This window comes from Pseudomonas sp. Pme6b, from assembly GCF_058129925.1.
This window is the reverse complement of sequence record NZ_JBYJZN010000001.1, coordinates 1-24,146: the sequence shown is the minus strand read 5'-3', so window position 1 is coordinate 24,146 and position 24,146 is coordinate 1. Positions and strand designations below refer to the sequence as shown.

Genomic DNA, 24,146 nt, shown 5'->3' with positions numbered 1-24,146 from the left:
AACCCGCGCCGGTTAGCACGTCTGTTGCCGCTGACCGAAAACTGACCCAGTAGGGGGTTGTAAGCCGGAACCCCAGAAAATTCCGTCACCCCAACTCCAGCCCTGCCAGTAGTGCGTCCAGGTCGATCATTTTGTCGCTTTGGAAGGTGTAGTGCCCATTCAGCAGAATGTGCCGCCAGGCCGCCGGTGAAATCTTGGTGATTAGCGCCACGGCCTTGGCATTGCCGCTCGCTTCGCACTTCGTCAGCAGGTGCGACAGGATGGCCGAGTTGTAGTAGATGATGGCGTTGGCGATCAGCCTAGCGCACTGGTTGCTGATCTCGATTCCAATGTCGGTGCGCCCGGTCAATTCCTTCTTTCCACCGACCTGTGCGATGGTCGAGCGTAGCTGGTGGTAGGACTCGACGCGGTTCTGCGAGCGATGTACGTTCCGTTCCAACTGCGGATCGCGCAGGTAACGTAACGTGTAGATGCTACGGATGAGCTTGTCGAACTCGAAGATCGCGCGCCGTGTCGGATTCGGCGCGGTGTAGGTGCAAAGCTTGCGGATCAGCGTGCCTTGCGTCATCTCTTTGAGGCCTAGCGTGGCAACGATCTGGTCGATGTTCGGTTTTTCACTGATGATGAGCTGCTGATCGATCTGGCCGACCGGCCGGATCAGGCACTTCTCGTAAAGCGCCGGATCATCGGCGCTGTACAATTCTTGGAGTTGGTCTTCGAGATTGGTGAAGCGCGGCTCAAAGCGTGGACCGAACCAGTGCAAGATGGCGAAGTTGGCCTTATTGACGCTGTGCATATCACCGGTAATCGCGGTCGGCACGACGTCCGACGTGTTGCGATACCAGATGTCGAACACGTGGTGCGCCTCGAAGTCGTGTGCGCCGATCAAATAGCCGTTGAGCGGCACGTGGTTACACAGCAACGTGTAGGCGACGACACCCTTGCCACGGCCAAAGTATTTGCGCGAGTGGCGCGCCTTCACGGTTGGGCGCTCGATGCTGAATTTCTGACCATCGACGGCACCGTACAACGCATCCAGGTCGAACGAGTAATGGGGGAAAATCGGCAACGCGGCGATGGCATTGCTGATCCGGCCGTTGGCGGCCTGGAGCGATGCTTGGCGCAGGTACTGTTGATAGGTCGTCTCTAGCACGTGGTAAGGAATGTCGCTGGTGCGTGCCATGACCTGATTGCCGTGGTTCATCGCCTGCGCGATGACGACCGCCATCAAACTATCGGCGTCGGCCACCTTCTTCGCATAGCGCGGCTGCAATGGCGTCAACGCGGACAAAAAATGGCATTGACCATTGACGAAGCGGAATACGTCGGCAACATCGCAGTACGGCAATTGCTCGTAGAACGACTGCTCGCGCACCTTCTGATTCTCGCCCTTGGGCTTGTGCCAGATCAGCGTCTTCGCGTCCTTATCGTAGGTGAGGTGCGTCAGCTTGCCCCGCTTCAGCTCGCGGTTGAATGCCAGCAACTGCGCGCGCAGCTCCCGCGTCAGCGCATCGAGCTGGGCGTCCACCGGCTGCCGTAGGAAGGGGATGTCCATTTGCGCAAGCGTGTCGGCCTTCTCGTTCATCGAGACCAGCTCGTCTGATAAGTGGCGGTGTTGCAGGCTGTCGTCGAGGTAGAGTTCCCCCGACTTGAAACGCTTCCTAATCTGCCGGTACAGCCAGAACTCGTAGCGGTCGGCGTGCAGACCGGTCGGTTTGCCGTCGGCATCGAAGGTCAGCAGGTACGGCCGCAGCCGTTTCGGCAACGTGGCCACCGGACATTCAGCTAGGGGCCGTTGGGACAGGCGCTGTTGCTTGGCGAACACACTCTTGGCCCAGGCCAGCGCCTTTAGCCAAGGGCTGTCGGGGACAGTGCCAGAAAAATCGAGTGCGACGTACAGTGGTCGCAAATGGCGGCGGTTGCGTTCGGCCAGGCCGTCTACTGCCTGCCAGTGCAGGGACAGCTTGCTCACCGGCTTCACGCTCATGCGCTGGCCGGTGAGTTGGAGCGTATCTTTCGGCATGATCTTGTACGCGCGCTGGCGCACGTCGCCGAACGGTGTGGCATCGGCCACCGTGTCATCGACGTAGATCAACAGCAGGCGCCCTACTTGCGGTGTGTCCTGCTGACGACGCACCTGCTCTGCGACGAAAGACTTCTGCGCACCCGCGCTACTCTCTTCCTCCAATTGCTTCATGTGGTAAGCCATTGCATCGACCAGATTGTCGGAGAGTTGCCGGTAGCGCAGCCAGGCGTAGCACAGTAGGTAAAGTTGGGTCTGATCCGCCTTGAGATTGCGCAGATCGTGGACGGTGTAGAAATTTGCCAGGCTCGCGAAGTACAGCAGGTTCTGCTGCGAAACGCCCAGCTTGGGCAGCAGCGCCTTGGCGATTCGGTGCAGCGGCTCCAGCAAGGCGCGCTTCTCGCGCTCGCGGATCATCTGGCGCCAACCGAAGTTTTTGGCATCCTGCTTGAGCGCCGCTAGTTGAGACAGGGTGTCATCACGTACCAGAAGCTGGGCCAGCGCGTTTTTGGCCGCGTCGTCCAGCACTTGCGCCAGCAGGCCACCCAAGCGCCGACGTTCAGCGGACAGTGTTTCGCTGACCAGCTCTTGCAGGGTGGTGTAGCCGGGCCGGATGATCTTGTGCTCGTTGAGCCAGACGATCAGCTCGGCGGCCACGAACCCTGGCGTCATGTCACGCCTTGCGGCTTGCGTGGCCTGCTGCCCAAGCTGCGGCAGGAAGTCGGCCGTCCAAAGCCGATAGCCGAACAGCTCGGAGACCCCTTCGCGCTGGGTGTAATGCTCATGTTTGGTGATCGGCTTGCGCTCGAACGTCTCGCCGTGGAAATAGCGGCTCAACACGAAAGTGCAATCGTCCTCGACCTCGTTCCAGTCGAAGCGGAAGAAGGCATGCTTGGCCTTGAAGTAACCGATCTGCAAAAAGCAGTAGACTTGGGCAGGTAGGCTGGGACGATTGCCGGCGAACGCCAGTTCGGTTTCCGATAACGATAGAAATTCAAGTCGCTGACCGTCGTCGAAATCCGGCAACCCGTATAGGGCTTCCTGTTCGGCGTCGGACAGGACACTGATCAGCTTGTTCTTATGGATCATCAGCAACTCTTCCGTAACCTTGCCTACCGACACGCGCCAGGGTTTCGATCAAGGTGGTGCGCTTAACACCGAAGTTACGGCACACGGCGGCCTTAGACATGCCATCGTTCAGCGCAGCAACGATGGCATCCAGCTTCTCACCGGTGATCGCCTGCGGCCGTCCGCCAATGCGACCGCGCCGCCGGGCGGCGGCCAGACCCGCGACGACGCGCTCCTGGATCAGCGCGCGTTCGTATTGCGCGAGCGCACCGAACACATGAAAAAGCAGCTCGCCAGACGCCGTGGTGGTATCCATGCCCTCGGTCAGCGAGCGGAACGCCACCTGTTTGTCCCGGAGCGAGGTCACGATGCTGAGCAGATGCGACAGCGAGCGACCGAGCCGATCCAGCTTCCAGACCACAAGTACGTCGCCGGGGCGAACGAATTGGAGCGCTTGAGCCAAACCCGTGCGGTTATCCTTCGTGCCGGAGACGTAATCCTCAAACAGGTGTCGTGCATCGATGCCGGCACTGAGCAGCGCATCGCGTTGTAAGTCAGTGTTTTGCCTGTCTGAGTCCGACGACACGCGCATGTACCCAACCAACATAGACGAATAACCATCAAGAATAGGTTTCCGTATGGTAGCGGAATGCGACAGAGTTTTCCGCACATTTCTAGAGCGTCTGCACGATCATATTCGCCAGATGGTGGCCGGTGATACGATCGTTGGATTTACCGCTTCAGCGCGGTTCAATACAGGTTTATTCGCAGTTAATGCTGGTTGCCCCATCTGGTCAGTCGCAATTAATCCTGGTCAAAAACCGCGCTGATTGCAGGTTGGGGATTTTTCATTTTAAGGTTACACCTAGTGTTGGTTTAGTTAGCCAGTCACCAAATGTTTTATAAAGTGAGTCGAGTTGTCATCTAAAATAACAGCGCCCAGCAGAGTGTCAGAAGTTCTGTTTGCGCAGGTCTCGTCGAACTCTAGAGGAATCCCTTCATCTGCAAATAGCTGTTTCAATGCATCCGCCGTGCTAACTGAAAAATCACCCTCTCTATCCCCACCATGCATGGCGACACGCATTGTCAGACCCTGTGCTCTGGCATTTTGCAGATAATCGCGTATAGACGCTAAAACCTCTTCTGGCACAAGGTCTTCGTGACAAAAAGGGAGCAGATGGAATACGCGGACCTGCGCGCCCCGCATACGTTCACCCGTGTCAGCATCCACGTTTTCTGCAGCACAAGCAACAGCAATACAAGCAGTCATGTTATCTGTGACAACAGGCATGTTTATTTGACTCGTGCCAGCACTGTATAGATGCCGAGTCCCTTCGTCGTTGGGTGTAAGGCCGTTGAACCCCGCCACTTTGACAGTAGTGGTTCTGTCGATCTGAAAGCTGTAATCCAAACCTGTTTTAGAGTGATAGACACGGACCCACGGGAATGTAGATTCACTGCGATCCTTTATTGCATTGCCACTGTGCCGTCTTTCTGCTTGATAAGCGTCTAAAGAAACCATTTTAAGGGTATAATTTCCACCACGTCGTGCAAGTTGAAAATGAGAAAACTTTGCAGGACGTTCATTCATCTCGTCTGATGCTCTGTAGCTCGTAGACGCGGGTTGATGACCAAAAGTAGGCCTGGTGTTCGGAGAACTTGCAGAAGTTTCCAAGTTTTCACGATAGCTACTACTAGACGGTCTTGAAATACATAGTCCCATAACAATTATCTCTTTAGAATAGGGTTAAACTCTTAGATCATCTGTAGCTCATGGTGAATTTCGATGCAGAAATAGTTGCGCTGTCAAGTCTTCGCTCTCGCCTAAACCGCCGCCTAGATGCATTCGTGGCGGATCTGTGTACCCACCAAAATAAGCGCCAGATGACCCTGCTCTGCTGATACCCACCATATGCTGATTTTCTCCGCTTACGGGCTTGCAGGAAACTGAACCTGCAAAACAAAAATGGGTGGTAGCGGGCAAGAAAAAGTTCCATCTTGATGCATAGGCATTTTGAAATTCCTATGCATAAGGTCTGTCGCTTTCGTCGAGACCGCCGCCTGGATGTACTCGTGGTTGGACTTGGCACTGGGTGACGGAAATTTCTGGGATTCCGGCTTACAACCCCTATCAGCAAAGAAGACTGCGCCAGGCACAAGGGATTGAGAAGGCAAAAGCTTCAGGCGTCTACAAAGGCAGACCCGTAGACGCAGAACTGCGTAACCGAGTGCGAGAGCTGCTGGCTGCAGGTCTCGGGATCCGCGCCGTAGCGAGGCACGCTGCGTGTTCAACTACGACCGTCATGAAGGTCCGCGACGAGCTGGCGCAACGTTAGTCGGTTAAGGGCACTGACCTACTTGTAACGACCTGCAATCGAAATGGCCTCGACCTGCAGTCATCGCGTTTTTCGACCGGGATTGATTGCGTCTATCCGGCACCGCGAACCAGCATTGACTGCAAACGAACCTGCATCCAGCCACTTCGACCTGCAATCGAGCGCAACCGACCAGGATTAAATGCGACTGAGAAACCGATGATTTAGCGTCCATCAAACAGTGGTCTTCAGGCACTGGGCTAAGTGCACATTCTGTTTCGTTACTCCCAAACCCTGTGTTCCACAGCACCATAGTGGCGGTCACAAGATTCAGCCCTCTACCCCAATAGCGTTTTTATCTCTTTAGGCTCTAGATTTTGTGACCGTGCTATATCAAAAATGAAAATCAACCCTATTTAGACATTAAAAACGCCTCAGACACGCGTCCCGCAAGGGTGTACTTAAATGAGACAGAAACGGCGAGTGGTCACTCGCAAATAATTTCGGTTCATGACGGTCGATTGCAGGTCTAACCAGATGACTGCAGGTTCATTCGCAAATAATCCCGGTTTGCTGGCTCGAATAGCCGCAATCAATCCCGGTCGAAAAACTCGATGATTGCAGGTCGAGGCCATTTCGATTGCAGGTCGTTACACCTACTCATAGTCACGAAGCACCCAGCCCGCTTTTGAAAAAGCCCACCGGTTCAGGACGAGGCTATCAAGCGGGTCATACGGGCGGTTGTCCCAGTCGTGGCTTGAGATATTCACCCTTCTAGCATTTGTGATCAGTGTTCCTGTGTGCCCTCCCCGAGAAATCAATTGGACTGAATCATCTGACTGTCGCTCGAATTCGATCCGAACCAGAATGGGATAGTCATACCCATTGCCTTTGGCCTGAAGCGGCTCAGTACACGTTATGAACCCCATGACAGGGGTAGCAATCGCGTTCATAGAATGTTCCTTAGCCCTTTGGCTGTGCAGCGGCCCATTGGATATAAGCGCTTTCGATCAACCACGTAGCATCAGCGGCTGTGGGTACAGGATTGAGCGCTACGTGAGCCAGCTTTTTTTCTATCCACGTCAGCAGTGCGGTACGCCCTGCTGGACAAGGCATTAGATCACGCTCCAAATGGTTGGCAAGCTCTGAGATAGCCACATCGCGCTCGACATTTTTTGCAGTCATCGCAATTCTCCTAGATCGCTTCGCTGCGGCGGCTTTGCTAGGTCACTTGACGTTGGTGCATCCCTTTCGTTTCCAGCGCCCGCATCGATTCGACCGAGTACAACGACTCGGGGACCAGTAGCAGGCGTTTTACGCCTATGGCCTCGCCAGTATCCTGACAAAAACCGTAGTCGCCCAGAGCGAGAATTTCCAGGGCCTTAAGCACATGGCTCAACGTCTGTCTGTCCCTTTCTATCATGCTTGCTGCCACAGCTCTGTTTTCCTCATCGGAAGCAAAGTCTGCTTCGTCCGGGTGGGGATGATAACCCGACAGCCTGGAACAAGATGGTAACCGCCAATGTTCATGGAATCAGCGAACGCTAATCACACCTTACGTTGATTTTTGGTTCCGTTGCTCCTAAATCCCCTACAACCGAGGTACTCCTTCACCATACCGGATGAGATCTCCCGAGGTGAGCTGCGGCAACTGGGTAATCCAGACCACGATCTATGACCAGAGCTATATTAGGGTTTACGCTGTAATGCATATGCATATACTATGTATTGAGCTCATGAATACGCTTTTTACCGCTAGTCATGAGCAATAAAATACATATCAAAAGCATATTATATAAACATCAAGGCAGGTGGACATGACAATTTATGCTGTGGCAAATACGAAAGGTGGCGTAGGTAAGACCACTACTGCAGTCAGCTTGGGAATCGGTTTGACGCTCAAAGGGCGCAAGGTGTGGGTAATTGATGGCGACCGTCAGAAGACTGCGCAGAAAGCCATCACACACCGGTATACCAAAGGGATCGAGCCTGCCTTGGCATGCGACGCTTATATTGATGGTCCAACGCTGCGCAGCCAGCTGATGCTGCGCAAGGGCGACTATGACGATATCGTGATCGACGTGGGTGGCTTCGATTCTTCTGCTATGCGTGCGGCATTGGTTTTATGCGATGCAGTGATCATACCGTTCCGTCCTCGCTCGTTTGACATGTGGGCCTTTGACGAGATGTTGCCTCTGCTGGAAGACGCGCGTAGCACTCGCGACGACTTCCCCGCCTATGCGGTCCTCTGCCAGGCAGACCCTGGCGTTCTGGCACTCGACAATATTGAAGCGGCTAAATGGGTTTCGGAGTACCCACAACTTACTTACGTGGATACCCCGCTCCGTACACGTAAGGCTGTTAGCAATGCCACAGGCCAAGGCATGGGGGTATGGGAGTACAGCCCCAAAGATGGTAAAGCAATCGCCGAAATCGATGCTTTAATTAAATATCTAATACATATGCATTGCGGATCAAAACCGAATGAGGATGCAGCGTAATGGCACTTGCACGCCCCCCTAAAGCGGTTGATAACGCTATTCATAAGCCAGCCTCGAAAACTGACTCCGTAGCTGCTGACCTCTACATCCAAGGCGCGCCTGACCTAGAAGGGCGTCCCAAACGACTGCGCCGTGGCAAGCGCGTACAGGTCAGTCACACCTTGCCGGAAGCGATGTTGGATGAGATCGATGCCGCCGCCGCTGACGACGGGCTAAGTCGCACTGCCTGGATTAATTGGCAGATAAAAAAGATCCTTAAGAAGCGGGATGGTAAAAAATAGGTGCATATAGGCCCAATGGGCCTATATGGGGTTTTAATCACAAACCGCCTAAATTTCCGTAGGACGACCTGATTATCACCCTGCAAGCTGCTCGATTCGCTTGCCCATAAGGCTGAAAACCGCATTCACGTATCCCATATTGCTGACTGGCGAATATCTCCGGCCCAACGGCGAAAACGCTTAGGGTGTTATCTCGCCCCCCAGCCGGAACCGACCCCTAACTAAGACGTGATAAAATATTCCTACGGTTAACAGACTGCCAGAATCATGAAAGCCCCCTCGATCAAGAAGCTGCTCAAGCCCTACTGAACAGGCTCTGAGAATGTATTTTTACCGCCTATGGCGAATGGAGACCCGCACCATGGCGATGAAGTTTGGCCGCGCCCACTGCGAAGAACTCAAAAAATTGTTGTCGCCCTACCAAGCACGCGATCTTTATACCAACGAAGACGGCGAGCACTATGCACAAGAGTTGACCTTTCTCTGCGAGTGAACCGCCCCGGGTTTCTCGGAGACCCTTTTGTTTGAGTCATGCCACCTGGGCAGACTCGGTGAGTTGCTGATAATAGATTGCTTCTGCTTCGACCGGTGGAATATGACCGATTGGCTCCAGCAGGCGGCGGTGATTGAACCAGTCCACCCATTTCAGGGTTTCCAGCTCCACCGCCCCCCGTGTGGGCCAAGAGCGTCGATGAATCACTTCAGCCTTGTAAAGACCATTGATGGTCTCAGCCAAAGCATTGTCGTAAGAGTCACCGACACTCCCGACCGATGGCTCAATACCGGCTTCGACAAGACGCTCGGTATAGCGAATGGACACGTACTGCACGCCACGGTCACTGTGGTGAATGAGTCCACCCTGCTTGACTGGGCGACGGGCGTAAAGGGCTTGCTCCAGTGCATCGAGTACAAAATCGGTACGCGCTGAACTGGACACCTTCCAACCGACGATGAATCGGGCAAAGACATCAATGATGAAGGCCACGTAAACAAAACCCTGCCAGGTACTGACGTAGGTAAAGTCCGATACCCATAGGGCGTTCGGGCACTCAGCCACAAACTGACGGTTGACATGATCCTGCGGGCACGGCCTGGCTTGGTCGCTGACCGTCGTCTTGACGGGCTTGCCGCGTACCACGCCTTGCAGGCCCAGCTCTCCCATCAGACGTTGCACCGTACAGCGGGCGACTTGCAGTCCGTCACGCAGCAATTGTCGCCAGACCTTGCGCACGCCATATACCTGGAAGTGCTCATCCCAGACTCGCTGGATGTGCTCACCCAGTTCCTGGTCACGCTGCGCACGCGCTGACTGCTGGCTGGGGTCAGCCTGCTGAGCAGCGTACCGGTAGTACGTCGACGGGGCGATTGGCAACACCTTGCAAATCGGCTCGACCCCGTAAGACTGGCGGTTTTCATCAATAAACGTCTTCATCGTTTGAATGGGCGGTCGAGCTCCGCCTGGGCAAAATAGGCTGAGGCCTTACGCAAGATCTCGTTAGCTTGACGCAACTGACGGTTCTCACGCTCCAAGAGCTTGACTCGCTCACGTTCGACTGTGCTCAGCCCATCACGCTGGCCGCTGTTGCGCTCAGATTGGCGAACCCACAGCCGTAATGTCTCGGGCGTGCAGCCGATCTTGGGGGCAATGGCACTGATGGTGGCCCACTGCGACTCGTACTCAGGAAGGTGTTCGAAAACCATCCTGATGGCCCGCTCACGGACCTCTGGGGAATACTTCGGTAGTTTTTTCATCGCTCCATCCTCTCAAAGGTTGGAGTCTCCGAGAAACCCGGGGCGGTTCAGAGGATCAGCGCTGCCGCGCACTACTCACCCCCGTCGGTATATACATGGCGCGCAAATCAAAACGGGCGCTGCACTTTCGCACTAAAGATACACATGCATCAGATTGTGATTTTCTACAGCCTGGCGCATCCAGTGCCCCGAGCCGCTCGCCAGCGGGGCAAGAGGACGACTTCAAACCCAGCGACTTCCCAACTGAGCTAGATTTATCTCCTTGTCCCCGTAAAGGCGCTGCGGGGGGAGGCGAAACCACGACCAGCGGGACTGATGACGAGACAGGCAGCAGGCGAAAGACGAGTACCCGCACGCGCTATTTGGATTTGGTGGTGGATTGCTACCTGTCCGAAGATAACGCCAGCAAGAACCAGCTCTTGACCATTGCAGACAAGACCAAAACCTTTACCCGCTTTTTCAAGAATATCCAGTATTTCCAAGACGAAACCGGACTGATCTATCACGGCCTGATCGATGATCTACGACTATACGCAGGCAAAGGCGTGGGCCTGCGCTTTACCGAATTGGTGTGGGTGAACAAGAAGCGATACCGTATCTGGGCGTATGTTCCACAGAAGCGTATCGACGAGTCCCGACGCCGAAAGGCTTTTCTGACAGAAATTGATGAGTTGGAGAAAGCGATCAAGGCCGGAGAACAGGTACATGCGTTCTTTGTCGGCGCCTACCCGCTCAGAAGCACCGTGGAGAATAGAGACGGCAGCCAATTTGAGGTATACCGAGCCGAGCTATCAAGTATCGATCATCTATCTCTGGTATTTGCCGAACCCAACCAACGCTAGACCCCCACCCCGCCTAAACCACAGAATACGATGGTTATAAAAAAACCGTCCCTTTAGGGGTCGCCTCAAAAAACGGATTTTACAGTACGTTAAGCTGATTTCAGTCGTCGTAATGGCCGGAATCTTCCACCACGGGGTTTGGGGAGTAACGGAACAGAAAAACAACCTAAACCCCGCCACTCGCGCTCGGTATGGTTCAAAAGGGTGGTTCTTTCCAAGATGGCTCTATAGGCTTGCTGTTATACCCATAGAGCCATGGCTTATCAGCTATGGCTCTATGGGTGTACCTAAATGGACCTTCCTAGCATTCTTGATTTATGGTATCAAAAGCATATAGTGATAGCACTGATGGCAAAAACTGGTAACTACCAAGTGGCAAACGTGAACGTAAGAAATCTACCCGATGAAGTGCATCGGGCCATCCGCATCCAAGCTGCCCTGCACGGGCGCAGCACCGAGGCCGAAATACGCGACATCTTGGAGCGGGCGGCGAGACCCGAGGGACGTGTGAAACTTGGCTCGTTCCTGGCTTCTATTGCCCGTGAGGTTGGTGGTCTGACCGATAAAGAACATACCTTGTTTGAGAACACGCGCATCACGTCTCCGGCCCGTGCGGTGAGCTTTGAATGATCCTGCTCGATACGAACGTAATTTCAGAACCGCAGCGCCGAGAGCCCAATGCCCACGTCCTTGACTGGATCGACGCACAAGCGCTGGAAACGCTTTATCTGTCCACCATCACCGTAGCCGAGTTGCGTGCAGGTATCGCGCTGATGCCTGTCGGAAAACGCCAGGATAGCTTGCGTGAAAACCTGGAAAAGCACCTGCTGCCGATGTTCGCCAATAGGGTGCTGTCGTTCGATATGACTTGTACGAAGGCTTATGCCGAGCTGCTGGCCAAGTCCCGCGCAGCCGGGTTGGCGGTCGAAACGGCAGATGCCTTCATTGCAGCCATCGCCCTCGCCAACGGCTTCACCGTCGCCACCCGTGACACTGGCCCTTTTGAGGCTGCCGGGTTGAACGTCATTAACCCCTGGGAAACGTAAACGTCGTGTTGAATCAGGAACGTATCTAAAGGATTAAAGTATGACGACTCTCAACGTTGCGCGGGTGTACCTGCGTGTCAGTTCCGAAGACCAGGACTTGCAGCGCCAAGAAGCGATTATTGGCAATGCTCGAGAGTCAGGCTACTACGTAGCTGCGGTCTATCGCGAGAAAGCCTCGGGCGCTCGATCCGACCGTCCCGAGCTGTTGCGCATGATTGAGGACCTGCAACCGGGTGAAGTCGTCATTGCGGAAAAGATCGACCGAATCAGCCGTCTTCCTCTGGTCGAAGCAGAAAAACTTGTGGACGCGATCAGGGCTAAGGGCGCACGCCTGGCAGTGCCTGGAATCGTCGATCTATCGCAATTGACCGAGGCGTCCAGTGGTGTCGCCAAGGTGGTGTTGCAAGGCGTACAAGACATGCTGTTGCGTGTGGCCTTGCAAATAGCGCGTGACGACTTCGAGGACCGGCGAGAGCGACAGCGCCAAGGCATCGACTTGGCCAAGGGCGCCGGTCGATACGCTGGGCGTAAACCGGATACCAAAATGCATGAACGGGTCATCGCTCTTAAAAGCGGTGGATGTAGCATTGCGGAAACTGCAAGGCTGGCCGGGGTCAGTGTCAGCCAGGTAAAGCGTGTCTGGGCACAGAACCAGGCTAAAGTTAAGGTCCGAATGTAGCAAGAACCCTCGTTTTCACGCACGGTCTCCCGGGCGTCGCGCGTTTGATGTTTCGTTGCTCCCTGATATGCCACCCACCGACGTTTAAAAGCTTTGGCGTTGGCCCACGTTCGCAAGGAACCGAATCCGTCCAAAAGGCCACACAACGCGACACTTTTAATGAAAATTCGGTGGCTACATAACTTCAGCGTCAGCGGTCAAAACCCTCTTTCTTTAAGGCAACGCTGCAAAAATAGCCAACCGCTCAGCAGGCCCGGCAAGAGGCTGGCTCGCTCATTACACAGCCGCGCAGAGACATCACTGCAGTTCGAACGCGAGGCGTGAAGCGGCCAAACGGCACCTTGGCTGGACGCGCCACTGAGGTGGCCATGTTGGAGGAGCGGATCCTCGCTCAAATATCAGCGTCGGTACGAAGATCAGGTGCAAGAGCTAAAGGTCGTATTGCGTCAGTAAACAACGCCTTGACCGCCAAGAACCACGGCCCAGTGCAACTCAACCGTGACAACGACTACGTTCGGATGGACTAATTGCAGGCATGAAAATCCCCAACGTCAATCTAAACGCATTGAGCACAAACCGGTCTTTCAGTGAAGAGGACCAGCTCAAGCGGACCGGGGATCAGCCGGAAGCCAGTACCGGCACCAGTTGCAATGAGCGGCAGCCGGCCAAACGGCGACGGGTGGAGCAGGATGAACCTGGAGCCGGTGGCCGCGCACGGGACAGGGACGCTCGGCAACAGCCTGCCATTCACGCGCACTTGCGCAACGATATCACCGACCGACATCGTACCAAGTCCGAGCGGCCCCATGACAGAGCGCCCGCTGACGTCAGTGCATCGTCATCGCATCGTAGGCCACAAAGAACAACGCATGGCTGGGAGGCGCGCTTGGCCGAACACACGTTCGACCGGGCGGCAGGAAAACGACCTCGGGAAGAGCGAGAGCCGTATCGGCAGCCAAAGCGGCCAATGCATGACTTGGAGTGGACGGCGGCGGATCTTCACCAGGCCGAACATCAGCTCGATCCAGCTGCAAAAGAGCAGCTGCAGGAACAGCGAGAGCAGTATCGGAAATGGCTGAGTGCCCCCAGCCGAGTACCTCAGAACCACAACGCTCGCTTGTGCGTGTCGGTGGCAAAGAAAAACGCGCTGGCGCGTCACATCAGTTGCGGGCTGGCGCTGCCTTTCCTGGATGAGAACGTCAACGCGCAAACCAATGCGCAGTGGCTCGACAAATACCTTCTGATGATTGCCAATGCAAGGCGGGCCACAGGGGCAGGCGTAACGCATAGCGAGCTCGATCGTTGCACGGAGGTTGCGGCGCAGTATCTCTGCAAGACCAAGTGGTTTGACGGTGCATCTCTGACGCAGCTGGCCCATGTGGGCAACAAGCTGAGCAAGCACCCAAACCAGCAAGCGTGCATGGATGCAATCGCGTGGATCGCCGGACAGCTCAATCAGGCAGATGATTTATCGGGACTGGATGGCCGCCACTCAGTCCTACTCCTGAACGCCTTCGCCAAGAACTTCAACAGCGGCAGGTGTGAACGCGCGGTGGCTCGTCTGGCACGTCACCTGCAACGTAACCATCCTGCCCGGTCGTCGCTGGACGCGCAGAACATCGGCCTGGCACTTAATGCCTTCAGCAAGTGGCCCGACAATCCGGACTGCCAATCCATGGCGTACTTGCTTGCTGATATGCTCGCAAGCAAAAGCCGCTTGCGTCATGCGATGGATGGGCAGAGCGTCGCGAACGCGCTCAACGCCCTGAGCAAATGGCCCGACACACCGCACTGCGCGGACGCGGCCAACGCACTGGCCTTGAGACTAACCAATGATCGCAACTTGCGCTACGTCCTCAAACCGCAAGAATTCGGAAACACATTGAATGCCCTGAGCAAATGGCCTGACACGCCGGACTGCACTGCCGCCGTCAAGGCGCTGGCCTCGCGGCTGGCCGACGAGCGCGGTTTGCGCAACGCCCTCGACCCGCAAGGCGTGGCCAACGTGCTCAATGCCCTGAGCAAATGGCCCGACACACCGGACTGCGCGGACGCCGCTAACGCACTCGCCTCGCGGCTGGCCGACGAGCGCGGTTTGCGCAATGCTCTCAACCCGCAAGAACTGACCAACGCCCTCAACGCCCTGAGCAAATGGCCCGACACGCCGGACTGCACTGCCGCCGTCAAGGCGCTGGCCTCGCAACTGGCCAATGATCGCAGCTTGCGTAATGCCCTCAAACCGCAAGAACTGGGCAACGCCCTCAACGCCCTGAGCAAATGGCCCGACACGCCGGACTGCACTGCCGCCGTCAAGGCGCTGGCCTTGCGGCTGGCCGACGAGCGCGGTTTGCGCAACGCCCTCGACCCACAAGGCGTGGCCAACGCGCTCAACGCCCTGAGCAAATGGCCCGACACGCCGGACTGCACTGCCGCCGTCAAGGCGCTGGCCTCGCAACTGGCTAATGATCGCAACTTGCGTAACGCCCTCAAACCGCAAGACGTGGCCCACGTGTTGAACGCCCTGGGCAAATGGCCTGGCACGCCGAATTGCACTGCCGCCGTCAACGCACTGGCCTCGCGGCTGGCCAATGATCGCGAGTTACGCAACGCCCTCAACCCGCAAGACGTAGCCCACGTGTTGAACGCCTTGAGCAAATGGCCTGACACGCCGGACTGCGCGGACGCCGCCAGCGCACTGGCCTCGCGACTGGCCAACAATCGCGAGTTACGCAACGCCCTCAACCCGCAACACATGGCCAACGCGCTCAACGCCCTGAGCAAATGGCCCGACACGCCGGACTGCGCGGACGCTGCCAACGCGCTGGCCTCGCGACTGGCCAATGATCGCGAGTTACGCAACGCCCTCAACCCGCAAGGCGTGGCTAACGTGCTCAACGCCCTGAGCAAATGGCCCAACACGCCGGACTGCAAGAACGCTGCCAACGCGCTGGCCGGGCGACTGGAAGTCGAGTCCCAATTGCGCAATGCTCTAGACCCGCAACACATAACCAACGCGCTCAACGCACTGAGCAAATGGCCCGACACGCCGGACTGCGCGGACGCTGCCAACGCGCTGGCCTCGCGACTGGCCAATGATCGCGAGTTACGCAACGCCCTCAACCCGCAACACATGGCCAACGCGCTCAACGCCCTGAGCAAATGGCCCGACACGCCGGACTGCGCGGACGCTGCCAACGCGCTGGCCTCGCGACTGGCCAATGATCGCAACTTGCTCAACGGCCTCAACCCGAAAGGCGTGGCCAACACGCTCAACGCCCTGAGCAAATGGCCCGACACGCCGGACTGCGCGGACGCTGCCAACGCGCTGGCCTCGCGACTGGCCAATGATCGCAACTTGCGCAACGCCCTCAACCCGCAAGAACTGGCTAACGCGCTCAACGCCCTGTGCAAATGGCCCGACACGCCGGACTGCGCGGACGCTGCCAACGCGCTGGCCTGGCGGCTGGCCGACGAGCGCGGTTTGTGCAACGCCCTCAGTCCTATCGGCGTGACTCAAGCACTCAACGCCTTGAGCAAATGGCCCGAACGTGCGAACTGCGAGAAGGCCACCGATGTCTTGGCAGGCAGGCTGGCGGAGGACAACGATCTGCGACAAGCCATGGATGGGCACCACGTGGCTGTGTTGCTCAATGCGCTGAGCAGATGCCTCGGAAGGCCGGCGTGTCATCCGGCAGTGTTGCTGCTCGCCGAACGCGCCGGCTCGGCAGAGTTGCCGTGGCAGCAGTTCGAGATGGGTGAGCTCGCCATGGTGGCCAACGCGATGTCCCGTCTGCTGCACCTGGATGAGGAACAGTTCCAGATTTTGGGACGCGCCAAACTGCTGGCAATGGCCGGGCACCTGGAGCTGCACCGTGAGCGTTTTGAGTCTGCCTCCGCGCAAGACATTGGTATGCTCTTCAAGGCCCTTTCATCGGCGCAACTCCATCGCCAGATGCGTCCGCTGGCGCGGTCGGCCCTGGAGCGGGTTGCGGTGCTCGCGCAGGACGACGGATTACGGGAAACCAACCTTGAGGGTCTCGGCAGCCTGTGCATGGGATTTTTGCCGTTGATCCGCAGCCCAGAGTTGACCTCTCGCCATCGGGGGCACGCATTGCGCGTGTTCAATACGTTGCAGCCCATCATCGAGCGCAAGATCGACTTGTACCTTACCGGCGGTGTCCCGCCGTCTTCGACCGACCTCGAACAGTACGCCACTCGATGCCCGGCGCTGACCTTCTTCCAGGTGCTCAAGGCTTACAGCATGGTGAGCCGGCAATGCAAGCCGCGCCACATCGAAGGCTCGCGCCAGGAAATTCGCCAACGTCGCGAAGAGTTGGGGAAATGGGTTGACAGGACGCTGGAGCGGACACGCGAGGCCATCGAGGAGGACCTCGGCGAGATGAGCTGGAACTTGATCGCGCAGATCGAGGCCGGTGACATCGTATTTGACGCCTTGGACCTGCGCCTCGCGAAGGAAGCGAAGAAGATTACGCAGGCCCATCCACCGAGCCAGTTCGACCTTGACACCGGGCGCCTGAGCATGCGGTCGGAACCCGGCGAACCCGTCACGCCGGCACCCGGCAACGGCAGCACGACCCACATCGTGGTCGATCTGCGTGGCAAGGAAGTGTCGACCAATGCGACCGAAACGAACAAGCCGTACTCGCTGTTTACACGGCTGACGGGCTTGCCGCTGGTGGAGGTCCAACTGCCTGGGGCGATTTCGACGTTCATGCTCGCGCGTACGCTCACCTACCAGGACGAACCCTGGCGCTTTGACATGTTCGGCGGCAGCCGCGCCACGCGAGGCAACACGAGTCGCCCCGCCCAGTTGCTGTCCGGCACATCCGGAGCACCGTCGCTGCTGCCGGCAATGCGCTATACAGACACCGCGCCGGGCAGTAGCCTGATGCAGCTCATCGCCAAGCTTGCCCCGCAGCGCGAAGACTGGTCGCGGATGCAGCGCTCGCTACTAGAGATGGTGCCGACCGATCACGTCATTGAGGGCACACTGCGTCTGGGATTTTTTGAAGACGTCAGCGGCCCTGCGCACCCGTTCAAGCCAACAGCACCGGACGGGCATGCATTGGCGCTGTGCCCCAACGATGGTTGCGGCTTCCTGAAGCTGGAGGTGGCACTACGCATACCGGCCTTCCGTGAGTACTTCTCTGCCTGGCAAGCAGTGCAGGCCGGTGAGGCCAGCCAGAAGCAGCGTGACCTGATTGCCAAGGATAAGGGACCCACGCGGCTGGCACCGCAGGCGCTGCAGCACTTCCCACGTGACGAGGCGGCACTGCAGGAGGCGCGCGAGGCGATGCAGAGCCGGTTGCAGGCGCTGCCGTCGGAGTTGAGTCAACTCACGTTGTACGAACTGGCCACCAGCGGCGGCTACCAGGGCCAAAGAGTCAGGGCGGTGCCTGCTGCCGACGACAAGGTGCACCTACCGAGCGAGCGCAGCCAGGCCTTCGACGCCGCAGGCGGCGCCTTGCTGATCGGCAAGCCGCCCTACGACAAGGAGAACCTGCTGCCCGTGCCGGAAGAACGCGTCGCGACAGTGGCGCAGAGCGACGCCACCGCCGAATTCCTCTCGCAGTCCTTTGGTATCCAGTACAGCTACACAGGCTTCGACGACAGATCGGGCAGCGATGCCGAGATGCTGCACAGCAAGGGCATGCTCATCGTGGTGCCATCAAAGAACTGGCCAGCCAATTTTGCGGACATGGATCTGGCCTGCTCGAAGGAGGACCTCAAGACCTTATCGCGCTGGACGACCGGTCGCGACCGCAGTGCCGTGCCGCAGGACATGCTCAGCACCGGCAGCCTGCGGCTCAAGGACATCGTGGAGCCCGGACGCATGGGCGCACTGCCTATCCCGGAACTGCGCAAGCGCAACATGGACACCGACGGCGACGACGCGTTCGTGTACGCGGGCTACCCCAAGCTGGCCGCGCTGATTTCGCGCGAGATGGCTGATCGCGAGGTACGCCGCGGCCAGCCACGTTCCTTCAAGCCGCCGAAAACGGCCACGCCGGCCATTGATCCTGACAACGGCCATTACCAGGCGGGGCGGCTGTCCGAGATCATGTCTCTGCAACGTGGAGGCCAGATCATGGGGGCGGCCAGCACCTTGGCAGCGCGCTTCATGGCGCAGCCTGACCACCTGCGTGAGGCAATGGCGCGCAATATGATGTTCGGCACTTATGACGGCATTGAGCGCGACCTGCGTAACGGTCTACGTGTAGCACTCGACGGCAAAGCCAGAGATCCTCAGGTGTTGACGGAACTGCGCAACCAGGCATACAACGCCATCGGGCGCGCCCACCTGCCCGAGGCACGTGAAGCCGCCGAGCTCCTGCATGCACAACTGCTTCGACTGGAGCCGGGGGCATCATCGCGTGCCGAAGTGCCGGATGCGCTGGGCGAGGCCTTCCCACGCCTCGCCCAGGCGTACCTTGCTGCGCCTGATACTGAGGCACGGATTCACGCCATCATCGACAACTACCCGGTGTGCAGGCTCTCGCACGCGCAGTTCCCGGCCGGGCAACCGGGGCTCATCCCCGGCGAGCCGGAACTGAGCATGCGCAACCTCTTCACCATCGCGATCAAGGTGGGCACCGATGCGCTGAAGTCTGACACCGGCACGGCGCTGTTCGCCAAGATCGTGGAGTCGTGCGAACGATCCGAGCGAGGGTTCGCTGATCGGGTTCGCAGCGTACCGTATGGCAAGGTGACTGCTCGGGCCATGCATGATGGTCGCTTCGACGCCGAGCAGACCCAGGTGGACCTGCAGAACATGCCGACGATGGCTGCGGGCGTCATGCAAGACGCGCTACACTCGCTGCAGCAAGCAGGCCTGATCGACCCACCGCCACCGCCCGCCGAGCGCCTGCGCGCCGTGCAGCCAGAGGACATTGCGCTTGAGGCGCAGAGCTTACTGACGCGTGCTCGCGAGATGGAACCTAAGGTAACTTGCATGCTGAGGCGCGTCGCCGAGTCCCATGCTGGGCAACTGGCGGGCATGGACCATCAACTGAAGTCGGTCGGCTCGTTGAAAGAAAAGCTAATGCAGCAGATGGCTTTGAAAAACAAGACCCTGGAAGATGCCGTGGCCGGCGTGAACGACGCGCTGCGCTACAGCGTGGTACTGGATCCGCAGCACTTCACCGCTGGCTTGCGCGGTGTGCTGGCCTCGCTGGACGATCAGGGCCATGTGCGCGTCAAGCTGAACAACCTGTTTGCCAAGCACCGGCCAGCCTTCAAAGCGGTCAATGTCACGATGCGCAGTCCCGAAGGTGCGCTCTGGGAGATCCAGTTCCACACGCCCGACACCTTCAGGCTCAAGGAGCAATTCCATGATCTTTACAAGCACAGCCATGCGCTGCAGTTTCAGGGCGCCCCACTGACTGATCAGCGAGAAGTGCAGGCGCCCGCGCAAGACGCCTTCAGACTCGTGCCTTCGCCGCCAGAGTGCGACGATATCGACGACTGGGAGGAGGAGAACGTCCCGGCCTTGGCAATGAAAGCTGCGGCTTTCAAATCCCAACCAAACAATCGCAAAGACGCCGCAAAATTCCGTGCAGGCGTGAGCAGCACACCGCAAGTGGCGCTGTCACAGTAGAGGACGCCAACGCGATTCAATGCAAACGCATCGCCAGCACAAATATTGTTCGACGTTGCCGCAAGCAAGCAAGAGTCGCTTACACCTGTATTCAACAAGCTGGCCGACGACTTCGACGCGCGGCTCTGGGGAAACGTTCGTTACAACGCTACGGACGACCGGATCGAGCAGCTACAGAACAGGGCAGCCTGCGGCTGCAAATTGTGGGATTTCGAAATCGGTTATCATAGCCGAAATTGAGTCGATCCCTCCTCAGCACAGGCTTACACATGGCGTCAGAAACCAAAAAACGTAAACGGGCGAACCGGGCAAAAGCCAAGGCAAAGCAGACCCGTCTCCAACGCGCCGGGCATACTACCTTCGTGCCCGATACCGACTTTTCCTTCGATGTCGATCTTTGTAGTTGCTGCCAGACAGCGTATCTGAACGACAGGTTTCCCGACGCTTCTTGCGTAAGCGTTTCGATGAGAGAAGGGCCAGGCGGATTTGCCATCACCGCCGTCATTCACCACGATGAGGAGCCATCCTGCTGACGTGGCCTCTGCACCGCCTGCTTACAAACCTCGACCGCTCAAAAACCTCTTCACGGCCAACGGCTGCTGGGCAGGTTTGCTGGAGGCCGGCGGTCTGCGCCACATCGAAGTGGAGTCGATCAGCAAAATGCTCGCCTGCGGCACCTCGATACTGGGCGTCAAACACTACACCTGTGCCAATGAGCATTGCCCGCACGTCAAATACCTGTGCAACACCTGCCATTGCCGGGCCTGTCCCTCCTGCGGCAAAAAGGCCACCGACCAGTGGATCGCCGTGCAAAACAACCGTCTGCCCGACTGCCCCTGGCAGCATCTGGTGTTCACGCTGCCCGACACGCTGTGGCCCCTGTTCTTCTACAACCGCTGGCTGCTCGATGCGCTGTTTCGGCTGGCGGCCGATAACCTGATCTACGCCGCCAAGCGGCGCGGTTTGCGCGTCGGGATTTTCGGGGCGCTGCACACCTATGGCCGGCGGCTCAACTGGCATCCCCACGTCCACCTGTCGGTGACCGCGGGCGGCCTGGATGAGCAGGGCGTCTGGAAAAATCTGTCGTTCCACAAAGAGGCCCTGCGGCGGCGCTGGATGTGGCTGGTGCGCGATTACCTGCTGGGACAGCCGCTTTCGCAATTGACGATGCCGCCGCAGCTGGCCCACATCCTCTGTGAAAGCGACTGGCGCCGTCTGATACTGACCGCTGGCGGCCAGCACTGGCACATCCACTTGTCGAAGAAGACGGAAAACGGCCGAAAGACCGTCAATTACCTGGGCCGCTACCTGAAAAAACCGCCGATCTCGGGCAGTCGTCTGGCCCATTACACCTGCGGGGCCACGTTGAGCTTTACCTACCTGGATCACCGCACGCAGACCTATCAGCAGGAAACGCTGAGCCAGGCCGACATGCTGCGCCGGGTGGTGCAGCACATCCCGGAAAAGCATTTCCGGATGATCCGGTATTTTGGTTTTCTGGCCAATCGGGTGTGTGGGAAATACCTGCCGAAGGTGTATGAAGCACTGAAGATGGCGACGCCAGGACCGGTACCAAAGCTGTATTTTGCGCCGATGGCCAAAGCCTTTCTAAACGTCGATCCGTTCCGTTGCGTGCTGTGTGGCGCACGGATGGTATACACGGCGGCAATCAGCGGGCTGACGGTGCAGGGACTGATCCTCAACGCTCAGGCGATCGCGCAGATGAGGTACGTGAAGCCCTGACAGGGGGAAGGTGCGTCCGCACCTAAGCTTCGCGGTTAAATAACCTGCGTTAACGCTTATTTATAGGGATTTTCACTGCATAAGTAACGCATCAGCGTCTTCCTACGCATCGCTATGAAGGCATGACGCCTCCTTCACAGCGTCAGGTTCATGCATAGGCATTTTGAAATTCCTATGCATGAACGCCTGAATTCCGTACTGTCGCAGCACGTCCTTTATCTGAAAATAAGGCGCCCCCATCTTCACGTAAGGTTTTGCATCGTAGCTGCGTGCAATGACACAGCCGTCATTTGAGCTCAAAACCACGATAGGCACCTTGGCCAGGTCGGGTCGGAACACTCGCTCACAGCTCGCGTAGAACGCGTTCCCATCTGCCAGTCCAAACACCGGCGTTGGCTTGTTACTCAAAGCTTGTGACGCCATGTCGCACAACGCCCCATATCGACAGCTCTTCACCTTCCAGGATATGCCGAGGCGGATAGGCAGGGTTGGCTGACTTCAGCACCACATGGTCGCCCTGCAGGATGAGAATTTTGCACAGTGGCTCATTATTCAGTGCCGCGATCACGATGCTGCCACTGGACGGCTTTCGCGAACGATCTACGACCACCAGGCTGTCATGAAAAATCTTTGCGCCCTCCATGCTGTCGCCATCGATCTTGGCCACGTAGATGTGAGGCGCACGCAAATCCATCAGTCGGTCGAATGAAAAGTCCTGTTCGATGTGGTCCGCAGCAGGATTAGGAAAACCGGCAGGGATTTTGAAAGTGTAGAAGGGTATGACCTTTCCGGACTCGCACAACCGACCGAGTATTTTGACGTTCATGAAGCAAACCTGACTGAGAACAGAGTTAACTGTATGGACGCACAGTTAACGGCGCGCTGCCATCACCCGTCAACTCAAGCCGACCAACAGCACATAGACCACTGTCAGGCCGCACTTAAATCATTCGCGCACTCCCCATCATGAACAATCGTCATGTTCCTTTTTTAACGGCTCTCCAGCTTGCGGCCCCTTCGGCACCGCAGATATCTGATGTACACCGGATTGCACACCTGGAGCGCGACGATTTGCAGCCTGGCCCGGAGCGGGTTGTGGGGTAGTTGAATCGACTGGGCCATGTGCCCCAGTCGCAGCCTTGGCAGGCTGACGGGTAGCCCTGAGAACACTCACAGTGGATGGTTGGGCGACTTCAGTGAGGATGTGCGTGTAGCTGGCCACCGTTCTCACCGAAACGCCGGCAAGTGTTGCAATGGCAGAACGTACCAGTGCCTTGCCCTGGTCTTGAAGCTGCCTGCACGCAGCACGGATTTTCGATTCTGTGGCTTTGTGCCGCAGCTCATTGGTGCGCTTGGCCGCCAGGCTCTGCCGTTCGGTGAGCGACAAGCTGCCATCGAGCTGCATTGCGCCTCGATGGCAGCGACGATCACCGGTGTACCGATCCCACGTCCAGCGACCTACGGATTTGACCGTGGCACGTATCGATGACAGCGGCAGGTTTTCCGAAAACCCCTGCTTTAGAAAGCTGTTGTGGTTGTAGGCATATGCATCGAGCGAGCGCATGAAGGACTCAAACGAACCCAGCTCGCGCTCGCGATTGACGATGCTGTACGCAAAATAACGCAGCTGCTCGAACAGGATGCAGTGCCGCGAATGGCTGACCTGGTCAAGCTTGGGAGCTGTGGCCCAGGGTTTGACGGTCAACTCCACCGCGCTCGCCAGTTCGCCCAGTTCGTACACGTGGCTATGAAATTCGGTCGTCTCCCACCAAGGGTGGCCAGGTGTTTTGGCCACAGGGCCACCGTGGTAGTCCACGTCCGCGTCGAGGCGAGCGGCAAACGCGGCATAGATCGCTTTCATGTACTGAATGGGCTTGGTCCGTGCATTCTCAGTGGTGCATACGGACGGCACCGCATAGAACAGCTGGGAGTGACCGCTCTTGCGGTTGCGCACCATCAGGTTAGGCGCGGGCAACCCAGCATCGTCCCAGGCTAATGCGTTGGCATGGTCCAGGTCGAACACCAGCCAAGACACCATGCCGGGGCGATTGACCTGCATATAGGGATAACGCAGCGCGTATTCACGAGGACGGACGCGAGTCGCGGTTTTGTCGTCACTGCACCGCGCCATGTACGGCGCTTCCAGCAATAACCGGTTGAGCGCAGTGCCGTCTTCGAAGAAACGGGCAGGCGGCAGGTGGGTGCTGCTGGCCAGCGGATCGGCGTTGGCCGTGGGTGAGGTCGCGCGGGCAAGACTGATCGCGTGGTCGTGGCTCAT

Annotated in this window: 18 protein-coding genes, 3 pseudogenes and 1 other annotated feature; of the genes and pseudogenes, 11 read left to right on the top strand and 10 right to left on the bottom strand. The window is 57.7% G+C overall.

The genetic code is table 11. The annotated features are described in order from the left end of the window. Positions 1-85: 85 nt before the first annotated feature. The 3 genes from AC4ANE_RS27775 to xopAF all read right to left on the bottom strand — a co-directional run bounded on the left by AC4ANE_RS27775 (position 86) and on the right by xopAF (position 4,814). Positions 86-3,112 carry a Tn3-like element ISPsy30 family transposase gene (locus AC4ANE_RS27775; RefSeq protein WP_085708135.1) on the bottom strand — a complete coding sequence of 1,009 codons (3,027 nt, stop codon included), beginning with the start codon at positions 3,110-3,112 and terminating at the stop codon, positions 86-88. Then, positions 3,102-3,698, bottom strand: coding sequence for a recombinase family protein (locus tag AC4ANE_RS27770; RefSeq protein WP_057425230.1), 597 nt, complete (start codon positions 3,696-3,698; stop codon positions 3,102-3,104). The genes AC4ANE_RS27775 and AC4ANE_RS27770 overlap by 11 nt, the downstream gene beginning before the upstream one ends. A 273-nt stretch (positions 3,699-3,971) precedes the next feature. Then, positions 3,972-4,814, bottom strand: a complete 843-nt coding sequence (xopAF, locus tag AC4ANE_RS27765; protein ID WP_002556048.1) for a XopAF/AvrXv3 family type III secretion system effector — start codon at positions 4,812-4,814, stop codon at positions 3,972-3,974. Between the two features lie 394 nt (positions 4,815-5,208). Between xopAF and AC4ANE_RS27760 the strand changes: the two are divergent. Further along, positions 5,209-5,427 (top strand): annotated as a pseudogene (locus tag AC4ANE_RS27760) (recombinase family protein); the annotation flags it as partial. A 635-nt stretch (positions 5,428-6,062) separates the two neighbouring features. Here AC4ANE_RS27760 and AC4ANE_RS27755 read toward each other — a convergent pair. The 3 genes and pseudogenes from AC4ANE_RS27755 to AC4ANE_RS27745 form a co-directional block, all read right to left on the bottom strand. Further along, positions 6,063-6,359: a hypothetical protein gene (locus tag AC4ANE_RS27755; RefSeq protein ID WP_031599208.1), complete on the bottom strand. Its 297-nt coding sequence runs from the start codon at positions 6,357-6,359 to the stop codon at positions 6,063-6,065. 10 nt (positions 6,360-6,369) lie between these two features. After that, positions 6,370-6,591 (bottom strand): hypothetical protein, encoded by a 222-nt coding sequence (locus AC4ANE_RS27750; protein ID WP_005620871.1) that lies wholly within the window; start codon positions 6,589-6,591, stop codon positions 6,370-6,372. Positions 6,592-6,628: 37 nt separating this feature from the next. Further along, positions 6,629-6,889 (bottom strand): annotated as a pseudogene (locus AC4ANE_RS27745) (TraR/DksA family transcriptional regulator); the annotation flags it as partial. A 334-nt stretch (positions 6,890-7,223) separates the two neighbouring features. Between AC4ANE_RS27745 and AC4ANE_RS27740 the strand changes: the two are divergent. From AC4ANE_RS27740 to AC4ANE_RS27730, 3 genes are all read left to right on the top strand, one after another. Then, entirely contained in the window at positions 7,224-7,907 is a 684-nt protein-coding gene (locus AC4ANE_RS27740; protein WP_002556051.1) for an AAA family ATPase, read from the top strand. Then, the gene (locus AC4ANE_RS27735) at positions 7,907-8,188 is read left to right on the top strand and encodes a hypothetical protein (protein ID WP_004666803.1); all 282 of its coding nucleotides are present in this window, start codon (positions 7,907-7,909) and stop codon (positions 8,186-8,188) included. Before AC4ANE_RS27740 ends, AC4ANE_RS27735 begins: the two co-directional genes overlap by 1 nt. Before the next feature lie 361 nt (positions 8,189-8,549). Continuing rightward, a complete protein-coding gene (locus AC4ANE_RS27730) occupies positions 8,550-8,681 on the top strand; it encodes a hypothetical protein (protein WP_460409069.1) in 132 nt (43 codons plus the stop codon). Between the two features lie 36 nt (positions 8,682-8,717). Here the strand turns inward: AC4ANE_RS27730 and AC4ANE_RS27725 are convergent. Next, a protein-coding gene (locus AC4ANE_RS27725; protein ID WP_095178853.1) for an IS3-like element IS51 family transposase occupies positions 8,718-9,940 on the bottom strand; the annotation gives its coding sequence in 2 pieces (ribosomal slippage) (positions 8,718-9,655 and positions 9,655-9,940; 1,224 coding nt in all). Beyond that, positions 9,546-9,662: a sequence feature (AL1L pseudoknot), on the bottom strand. Its footprint overlaps the gene before it by 117 nt. 95 nt (positions 9,941-10,035) lie before the next feature. On the opposite strand from AC4ANE_RS27725, the gene AC4ANE_RS27720 reads away from it, so the two are divergent. The 7 genes from AC4ANE_RS27720 (at position 10,036) to AC4ANE_RS27690 (ending at position 21,868) form a co-directional block, all read left to right on the top strand. After that, a complete protein-coding gene (locus AC4ANE_RS27720; protein WP_460409068.1) occupies positions 10,036-10,782 on the top strand; it encodes a hypothetical protein in 747 nt (248 codons plus the stop codon). 372 nt (positions 10,783-11,154) lie between these two features. Further along, positions 11,155-11,412, top strand: coding sequence for a FitA-like ribbon-helix-helix domain-containing protein (locus tag AC4ANE_RS27715; RefSeq protein WP_003381346.1), 258 nt, complete (start codon positions 11,155-11,157; stop codon positions 11,410-11,412). Further along, positions 11,409-11,828 carry a type II toxin-antitoxin system VapC family toxin gene (locus tag AC4ANE_RS27710; RefSeq protein ID WP_002556053.1) on the top strand — a complete coding sequence of 140 codons (420 nt, stop codon included), beginning with the start codon at positions 11,409-11,411 and terminating at the stop codon, positions 11,826-11,828. Before AC4ANE_RS27715 ends, AC4ANE_RS27710 begins: the two co-directional genes overlap by 4 nt. A 40-nt stretch (positions 11,829-11,868) precedes the next feature. After that, the gene (locus tag AC4ANE_RS27705) at positions 11,869-12,507 is read left to right on the top strand and encodes a recombinase family protein (RefSeq protein WP_031597920.1); all 639 of its coding nucleotides are present in this window, start codon (positions 11,869-11,871) and stop codon (positions 12,505-12,507) included. A 535-nt stretch (positions 12,508-13,042) separates the two neighbouring features. Beyond that, positions 13,043-20,125, top strand: coding sequence for a XopAD/skwp family type III secretion system effector (gene xopAD, locus AC4ANE_RS27700; protein ID WP_460409066.1), 7,083 nt, complete (start codon positions 13,043-13,045; stop codon positions 20,123-20,125). A 269-nt stretch (positions 20,126-20,394) separates the two neighbouring features. Next, a complete protein-coding gene (locus AC4ANE_RS27695) occupies positions 20,395-20,658 on the top strand; it encodes a hypothetical protein (protein WP_460409064.1) in 264 nt (87 codons plus the stop codon). Between the two features lies 1 nt (position 20,659). Next, the gene (locus tag AC4ANE_RS27690; RefSeq protein WP_460409062.1) at positions 20,660-21,868 is read left to right on the top strand and encodes an IS91 family transposase; all 1,209 of its coding nucleotides are present in this window, start codon (positions 20,660-20,662) and stop codon (positions 21,866-21,868) included. Between the two features lie 180 nt (positions 21,869-22,048). Here the strand turns inward: AC4ANE_RS27690 and AC4ANE_RS27685 are convergent. The 3 genes and pseudogenes from AC4ANE_RS27685 to AC4ANE_RS27675 all read right to left on the bottom strand — a co-directional run. Continuing rightward, positions 22,049-22,291, bottom strand: a pseudogene (locus AC4ANE_RS27685) (Y-family DNA polymerase); the annotation flags it as partial. Beyond that, positions 22,269-22,694 (bottom strand): LexA family protein, encoded by a 426-nt coding sequence (locus AC4ANE_RS27680; RefSeq protein ID WP_010209623.1) that lies wholly within the window; start codon positions 22,692-22,694, stop codon positions 22,269-22,271. The gene AC4ANE_RS27680 and the pseudogene AC4ANE_RS27685, both read right to left, overlap by 23 nt. A 138-nt stretch (positions 22,695-22,832) precedes the next feature. After that, positions 22,833-24,146, bottom strand: a 1,314-nt coding sequence (locus AC4ANE_RS27675) for a replication initiation protein (RefSeq protein WP_460409061.1), incomplete at its 5' end; no start/stop codon positions are given.

What these genes read in the sequence shown, in the direction of transcription:
- AC4ANE_RS27720 (WP_460409068.1), top strand. Translation starts at nt 10,036, where the DNA reads ATGGCGCGCAAATCAAAACGGGCGCTGCACTTTCGCACTAAAGATACA.
- AC4ANE_RS27770 (WP_057425230.1), bottom strand. Translation starts at nt 3,698, where the DNA reads ATGTTGGTTGGGTACATGCGCGTGTCGTCGGACTCAGACAGGCAAAAC.
- AC4ANE_RS27735 (WP_004666803.1), top strand. Translation starts at nt 7,907, where the DNA reads ATGGCACTTGCACGCCCCCCTAAAGCGGTTGATAACGCTATTCATAAG.
- xopAF (WP_002556048.1), bottom strand. Translation starts at nt 4,814, where the DNA reads ATGGGACTATGTATTTCAAGACCGTCTAGTAGTAGCTATCGTGAAAAC.
- AC4ANE_RS27740 (WP_002556051.1), top strand. Translation starts at nt 7,224, where the DNA reads ATGACAATTTATGCTGTGGCAAATACGAAAGGTGGCGTAGGTAAGACC.
- AC4ANE_RS27705 (WP_031597920.1), top strand. Translation starts at nt 11,869, where the DNA reads ATGACGACTCTCAACGTTGCGCGGGTGTACCTGCGTGTCAGTTCCGAA.
- AC4ANE_RS27755 (WP_031599208.1), bottom strand. Translation starts at nt 6,359, where the DNA reads ATGAACGCGATTGCTACCCCTGTCATGGGGTTCATAACGTGTACTGAG.
- AC4ANE_RS27750 (WP_005620871.1), bottom strand. Translation starts at nt 6,591, where the DNA reads ATGACTGCAAAAAATGTCGAGCGCGATGTGGCTATCTCAGAGCTTGCC.
- AC4ANE_RS27695 (WP_460409064.1), top strand. Translation starts at nt 20,395, where the DNA reads ATGGCGTCAGAAACCAAAAAACGTAAACGGGCGAACCGGGCAAAAGCC.
- xopAD (WP_460409066.1), top strand. Translation starts at nt 13,043, where the DNA reads ATGAAAATCCCCAACGTCAATCTAAACGCATTGAGCACAAACCGGTCT.
- AC4ANE_RS27710 (WP_002556053.1), top strand. Translation starts at nt 11,409, where the DNA reads ATGATCCTGCTCGATACGAACGTAATTTCAGAACCGCAGCGCCGAGAG.
- AC4ANE_RS27680 (WP_010209623.1), bottom strand. Translation starts at nt 22,694, where the DNA reads ATGAACGTCAAAATACTCGGTCGGTTGTGCGAGTCCGGAAAGGTCATA.
- AC4ANE_RS27775 (WP_085708135.1), bottom strand. Translation starts at nt 3,112, where the DNA reads ATGATCCATAAGAACAAGCTGATCAGTGTCCTGTCCGACGCCGAACAG.
- AC4ANE_RS27730 (WP_460409069.1), top strand. Translation starts at nt 8,550, where the DNA reads ATGGCGATGAAGTTTGGCCGCGCCCACTGCGAAGAACTCAAAAAATTG.